This is a genomic window from Opitutales bacterium (assembly GCA_013215165.1).
In the GTDB taxonomy this organism is placed as follows: Bacteria; Verrucomicrobiota; Verrucomicrobiia; order Opitutales; family JABSRG01; genus JABSRG01.
Window position 1 is genome coordinate 1 of record JABSRG010000104.1, and the last position, 6,015, is coordinate 6,015.

Sequence of the window (6,015 nt, forward strand, 5' to 3'; positions counted from 1 at the left end):
GACTTCCTTGATCGGAAGTCCGCCAGAGCCAACCACTTTTTAATTTTTTAGCGCATCCCTATGGGATGGCTGTGAAGGATTTTTTAAACTCCGGGTCTCTGGCGACGGCATGCTGTGGTTTGGCGCCTACGGGGGCATCGTGGAGAAAGAGTTGGATGGCGAATACATCGTGGATACGGCCCACTTGGTCGCCTACGATGAAAGTGTGAAAATAAGGCTCCAGTGGGCCGGTGGGCTCCTTTCCAGCATTTTTGGTGGAGAAGGATTGGTGACACGGCTCGAAGGTAAGGGCCGCATTTGGATTCAAACCCGTAGCTTGTCCGGACTGGTCGGTTGGCTGAACCCTAAGATCTAAGCGATATGGATATTTCTATTCAACACGGACCAGGGAATGCTGCTGCACGTGTCGATCTAAGTCCCGGCGACAGCATCGTCGCAGAAGGGGGCGCGATGATCAGCATGAGTGCCGGAGTGAGTATCACGACTGAAGCTCGGAAGCGGGGCCAAGGCGGTTTGTTTGGCGCGATCAAACGTTTAGCGAGTGGCGAGTCATTTTTCATCAACACCTTTACTGCAGGGCAATCGGGTGGAAGTGTTGATCTCGCTGCTACGCTTGCGGGGGATATGCAAGCGATCGAAATGGATCTAAGCACCAACTTGATCGTCCAGAGTGGCTCCTATGTCTGCAGTGAGCCTGGGTTAAAGATCGATCTTGGCTGGACGGGTTTTAAATCGCTCTTTGCTAAAGAGGGTTTGTTTTGGCTGAACATCAGTGGGTCAGGCAAGCTGGTGATAAATAGTTTCGGTGCTATCTTTCCAATAGATATTGACGGCGAATACGTCGTCGATACCGGCCATATCGTCGCATTCGATGAGACCTTGGATTATTCCCTGTCAAAAGCAGGTAAGAGTTGGGTGTCATCTTTTCTGGGGGGCGAGGGCTTCGTCTGTCGCTTCAAAGGTACTGGCAGCGTTTGGTGTCAGTCGCATAACTCACCCGGCTTCGGCAAGCGTATCGGTCCGATGCTGAAACCCCGTTAATCCGAAAGAATCATTATCGTGCTCATTGCTCAACCACATCCAGAGGGATATGATTTCTCATTCTCTGCAAAGCCTGATTTTGGCTTTGCCTCGGTGAACCTCAAAGCCGATCAGACAATAAAGGTCGAGGCCTCGGCCATGGCGACGATGGACACCCACATCGAAATGAAAACCAAGATGAAGGGGGGACTCGGCCGTCTCGTTTCCGGCGAGTCGCTCTTTATCAACGAATTCACAGCTTCAGGCGGGCCCGGCGAGATCGGAATCGCTCCCGGATCGCCCGGTGATATTTCTCACGTATATCTCGAAGATGAGACTATTTTCCTCCAGAATAGTGGCTTCGTCGCAGCAAGTCCTGACCTTAAAATCGAGACGAAATGGCAGGGCCTGATACGTGGGTTTTTCAATGCCGATGGCTTATTTCTTATCAAGATATCGGGCCGCGGAGATTTATTCTTTTCCACATATGGCGCTATGATCGAGGTCGATGTGGATGGCGAATATACTGTGGATAATAGCCATATGGTGGCCTTTACAGAAGGTTTGGATTATCGCGTTGATAAATTGGGCGGCTATAAGTCTTTGTTCTTTTCCGGAGAGGGTTTGGTCTCTCGCTTTACTGGCCAAGGTAGGTTGTGGGTTCAGACACGTCAGGTCCCGGCGTTTGGCTCTTGGGTTTGGCCCTTCCGTCCCAGTAAGAATAACTAATTAGGACGATTGCAAGGGCGCTCTTGTTTATCAATACCGCTCCGGTTTCTTGCTTTTGGCAATAGGCGTGCTTTTGTTCCAGAATGCTAACTGACCAGGCAAAAGCGGTCCCAGTGCCGGACTCCATAATCGAAGAATTTGAGTCCGCTTGTGGGGCGATTAATGTGAAGCGCGATGCGCGCACTCTCGAAAAACTCAGTAAGGATTATTATTGGTATTCACCGATCCTTAAGCCGCGGCTGGAGTCGCTGAAGGCAGATTTTGCCATTAAGGTCGATTCGCTCGAGATGCTCACTGCCGCGGTGAAACTAGCCTTTAAGCACCGCTTGCCGATTTCAATTCGCGGTGGAGGCACGGGTAATTACGGACAGATGATTCCCCTCTATGGCGGCGTCCTCCTCGACCTGTCGCGGATGGACAAGATCCACTCGGTTGAGGGTGGTGTCGTGCGCTGTGAGCCTGGAGCCAAACTTTCAAAAATCGAGAAAGTGTCACGCGCAGCTGGCTACGAGCTGCGCTGTATGCCCTCAACTTGGATTAAAAGCTCTATGGGCGGCTTTCTTTGTGGCGGGTCTGGAGGTATCGGCTCGATTCAATACGGAGGCATTGCTCACGGGGATAACATGAAGTCGGCGACGATTTTGACGGTGGAAGCTGAGCCACGCCTGCGGAAATTTGAAGAGACGGATTGTCTCAAAGCCCTTCATACTTATGGAACGACGGGAATATTGGTTGAGGCAGAAATGCGCCTTGGGGAGAAGAAAGACTACCAACAGATTATCGCGGTTGGAGATAGTTGGAAACAAGCGTCTGAATTTTGCGACGCGGTAGCTCGTGACAAAACCTTGGTGAAACGTCTGGTGACTGGGTTTGAACCCGAAGTCCCGGACTATTTCACACCCATAAAAGAGCACCTACCCAAAAATTGTTCGGCATCCTTTTTCCTTATCGAAGTGTCTCAGGCTGAGGAATTGAAGGCACGCGCTGAAGCCGTGGGTATGAAGATCACGTTTGATCAACCGCTCTCGGATCCGCCAGCGCCACCATACATCACAGACTACACCTGGAACCATACGACCTTGCACGCGCTCACGGTCGATCCGACCATTACCTACCTGCAGGTCGGTTTCGGCGACAATTGGCGGGAACAGGTGGCTCAGCTAAAGGAAAAATTTGGCCAAGAGTTCCTACTCCACTGCGAATGGGTTCTCTCCAATCCAAAGATGCAGGTCGATGCGGAGATTGTCGTAGGTGGACTGCCGATCATTCGCTACCGTGACCCGGAACAGCTGCAAGGCATGATCGACTATTGTTGGGAGATCGGCGTTTTCGTGGCAAATCCACATACGGACAAACTTGAGGAAGGCGGCGCGCATCCGGATATCGAAGAAAAACGGGCGCTTAAGGCCGAGTCAGATCCACAAGGGATCCTGAATCCTGGTAAGATGATAACCTACCCGGATAATCCTTTTGCCGCCTAGGCTAAACGTATGGATCCGTTCAATATTGTCTCATTCAAAGGGGTATCCAAGCGCTACGGCGAGGGCGCCTGGGTGTTGCGTGACATCAACCTAGAGGTCCAGAAAGGTGAGTTTATCTCATTGATCGGACCGAGTGGCTGTGGAAAGTCGACCGTTTTGAAGCTTATATCTGGACTGGCTACAATCAGTGATGGTGAGCTGGGCGTCGATGGGATGCTTCCCGATGATGCACGCGAGGAGATGGCCTTTGTCTTCCAGGAGCCTACTTTGATGCCCTGGCGTCGCGTTCTTGGAAATGTAGAGACTCTATTGAAGCTGAGAGGCGTGGAAAGGGTGAAACGTCAGGAGGTTTCTCGCGAGATGATCGATTTGGTGGGATTGTCCCATGCGGTTACTCAGTTTCCTCGTCAGCTCTCGGGAGGCATGAAAATGCGCGTTTCGATTGCGCGCGCTTTGACTGTAAATCCAGAGATCATCCTGATGGATGAACCCTTCGGTGCACTCGACGAAATGAGTCGCGATCGTCTAAATGAAGACCTGCTGGCTATTCGATCTAAGGAGGACTTTACGGCATTCTTTGTCACTCACTCAGTCGCCGAAGCTGTGTTCCTATCGACACGAATTGTAGTCCTCTCTGCTAACCCGGGACAGATCCACGAGGTGATTGATGTGCCTTTTGAATACCCACGCACGGCGGCGCTCAGAGACGAAGGCGCATTTCACGACCTGGTGATCCACGCATCGCAGTCGCTGCGTTCGGTTGAGCACGCTGCTGCCGAAGCCCGAAAGGAGGCCGTCGTTGCATAAGCATCTTGCCTGGGTATTACCCCTGAGTTTGGGCACAATCATTCTCTCGGCTTGGTATTTTCTTGTTGAATCGGGAAGAATCAATCCATTCATGCTCCCATCACCACGTGTGGTGATTGAGAAATTGTGGACCGAAAGTGACCGTCTAGGCATCGCAGCATGGCGGACTTTTCTTGTTTCGATTTTAGGGTTTGTTGCCGCATCGGGCGGGGGCTTCCTTATCGCTCTTGTTTTGGCGAGTAACCGTTACGTAAAGCATACGCTGTATCCCTTTATCCTGATCTTCCAGATGACGCCGATTATTATCATGATCCCGATGATTGGCATTTGGGTCGGCCCAGGTTTGGGTTCGATCATCATCGTTACCTTCGTGATCGGATTTTTCCCGGTGGTGGCCAATACCGTTACGGGACTCATGTCCACGGATAAGAATCTCTTGAACCTTTTTGTCATGGGTAACGCCAAAAAGTCCCAAGAGCTCATGCAGCTGCGTATTCCTTATGCCATGCCTTATTTCCTTACCGGAATGAAGATTGCGGGCACATTGGCACCGATCGGAGCGCTTACCGGTGACTTTCTCCTGGGTTCGTCAACCAGTGGCGGGCTCGGATACATGATCTTGGTTTATAAGGCCAACACAGATACCCCGGCACTCTTTACCCTAGGATTGGTCACCTGCGTGCTGGGCTTCTTGTTCGTCGGCTCTGTGAACCTTATCCACTATTTGCTTCTGAGGGACTGGCACGATTCGTATCAAACCCAGGAATCCTAACACTCCATCTCGATGAAATCTATTCTCCTAGCGCTCGCTCTCCTTTCACTGCTTGTTTTTTCCGGCTGCGGGGGAGGGGGAAGTTCTAACGACTCAGGCTTAACTCCCGTTCGTCTGCAAACCGACTGGTATGCCCAGCCCGAGCATGGCGGTTTTTATCAAGCCAAGAATGACGGCACCTACGCGGCAGCGGGATTGGATGTGACGATCAATCAGGGCGGTCCAAATGCCTTAATCTTCGAAAAACTTTTAACCGGACGGACGGACTTCGCGATTGGACGTGCTGACGATGTCATTATGCGCATCTCTGAGGGCATGCCTTTGGTCGTTGTGGGTGTGATGATGCAGCACGACCCTCAGTGCCTGATGCTTCATGGCTCAAATCCAGTGGAGACCTTTGCAGATCTTGACGGTAAGCGCGTCATGGCTACGCCAGGCGCTAATTGGATTCGCGCGCTTGAGGCAAAATACGAAATCAAACTCGACGTTATTGCCATCGATTATGGCATGGAGCGTTTTCTTGCTGACGAAAATTTCATACAACAAGCGTTCATCACCAACGAGCCTTACTATATCCGAAAAAATGGAGCAGAGCCAAAAGTCTTCCTCCTGGCCGACGCCGGTTTTGATCCCTATCGCGTGATTTACACGACAAAGGCTTACGCTTCCGCAAATCCTGAGGCGGTCGAAGCATTTGTCGCCGGTAGCACCACCGGATGGACCAACTATCTCCAGAGCGATCCATCTTCGCCCACGAACCAAGAGTTGATTGGCCTGAACCTAAAGCTGGACGCCGAATTTGTTAGTTATTCCATCCAGACAATGATCGAAAGGGAACTCATTGCCGGAGATCCAGAAAAGGGCCAAGCCATCGGAAAGCTCGATCCAGCACGCATTTTACAGACAATAACAACACTAAGTTCTTTAGACTTATTGAAGTCTCCGCTGTCCGTGGAAGACGTTGTATTTCAGAAGTAGAGATCAATCTAATATCTCTTTGGACCAAGGATATTTGCCAACAAATATAGGACTTAATCTGGATAGGTTACCAACTGGTTCACGCTACCACATGATTAACATAAATTCCTAGCGTGGAATTTATGATGAATTCTCCGTTATCAGGTTTTAGTTTATTACTCCGCTAATGCAAAAGGTGACTTCATGCGGCGTATTTGGCATGTGGGTGTTGGAAGCATGAAATGATCT

The 6,015-nt window shown here is 50.7% G+C and carries 6 protein-coding genes and 1 pseudogene; all 7 read left to right on the plus strand.

What is annotated here, in order from left to right; all coding sequences use genetic code 11:
- The first annotated feature begins 73 nt into the window (after nt 1–73).
- A pseudogene (locus HRU10_14720) lies at nt 74–355 on the plus strand (AIM24 family protein).
- Nucleotides 356–360: 5 nt separating this feature from the next.
- A complete protein-coding gene (locus tag HRU10_14725; protein ID NRA28486.1) occupies nt 361–1,041 on the plus strand; it encodes a TIGR00266 family protein in 681 nt (226 codons plus the stop codon).
- A 9-nt stretch (nt 1,042–1,050) separates the two neighbouring features.
- Nucleotides 1,051–1,749, plus strand: coding sequence for a TIGR00266 family protein (locus HRU10_14730; protein NRA28487.1), 699 nt, complete (start codon nt 1,051–1,053; stop codon nt 1,747–1,749).
- A gap of 83 nt (nt 1,750–1,832) precedes the next feature.
- Complete coding sequence (locus HRU10_14735; GenBank protein NRA28488.1) at nt 1,833–3,230, plus strand: FAD-binding oxidoreductase; 1,398 nt, start codon at nt 1,833–1,835, stop codon at nt 3,228–3,230.
- A gap of 9 nt (nt 3,231–3,239) precedes the next feature.
- On the plus strand, nt 3,240–4,037 hold the full coding sequence (locus tag HRU10_14740; GenBank protein NRA28489.1) for an ABC transporter ATP-binding protein: 798 nt from the start codon (nt 3,240–3,242) through the stop codon (nt 4,035–4,037).
- Nucleotides 4,030–4,809, plus strand: coding sequence for an ABC transporter permease (locus HRU10_14745; protein NRA28490.1), 780 nt, complete (start codon nt 4,030–4,032; stop codon nt 4,807–4,809). The genes HRU10_14740 and HRU10_14745 overlap by 8 nt, the downstream gene beginning before the upstream one ends.
- A 12-nt stretch (nt 4,810–4,821) precedes the next feature.
- Nucleotides 4,822–5,787: an ABC transporter substrate-binding protein gene (locus tag HRU10_14750; GenBank protein NRA28491.1), complete on the plus strand. Its 966-nt coding sequence runs from the start codon at nt 4,822–4,824 to the stop codon at nt 5,785–5,787.
- Nucleotides 5,788–6,015: the final 228 nt, after the last annotated feature.